Raw genomic sequence first — 255 nt, 5'->3', positions numbered from 1 at the left:
CTATTGGATATGATATGGTGATCGCATTGTGACATTAAAAACATATCAATCTCAGGTGAGTTGGAGTTACCGTCAACAAAAATCATTTTATATTTAAAATTAAGATTATTTCGGCACCAAGCTATATCATCAGAAAAAATATACAATATTGAATCATTTCCAATTACACCTTCATTTTCTAAATAACTTATTGACTTTTCAAAAAACTCATTATTACAAACACCATGAGTTTTATTGGCATTATCACTATATAAG

Annotated in this window: 1 protein-coding gene; it reads right to left on the bottom strand. The window is 27.5% G+C overall.

Annotated elements, in window-relative coordinates; all coding sequences use genetic code 11:
* The coding region (locus AAEY78_RS13990; RefSeq protein ID WP_352339984.1) for an alpha-1,2-fucosyltransferase at positions 1–255 on the bottom strand (255 nt) is incomplete at both ends.

This window comes from Psychrobacter sp. 16-MNA-CIBAN-0192 (assembly GCF_040309565.1).
In the GTDB taxonomy this organism is placed as follows: Bacteria; Pseudomonadota; Gammaproteobacteria; order Pseudomonadales; family Moraxellaceae; genus Psychrobacter.
This window is presented reverse-complemented; position numbering and strand designations above follow the sequence as displayed.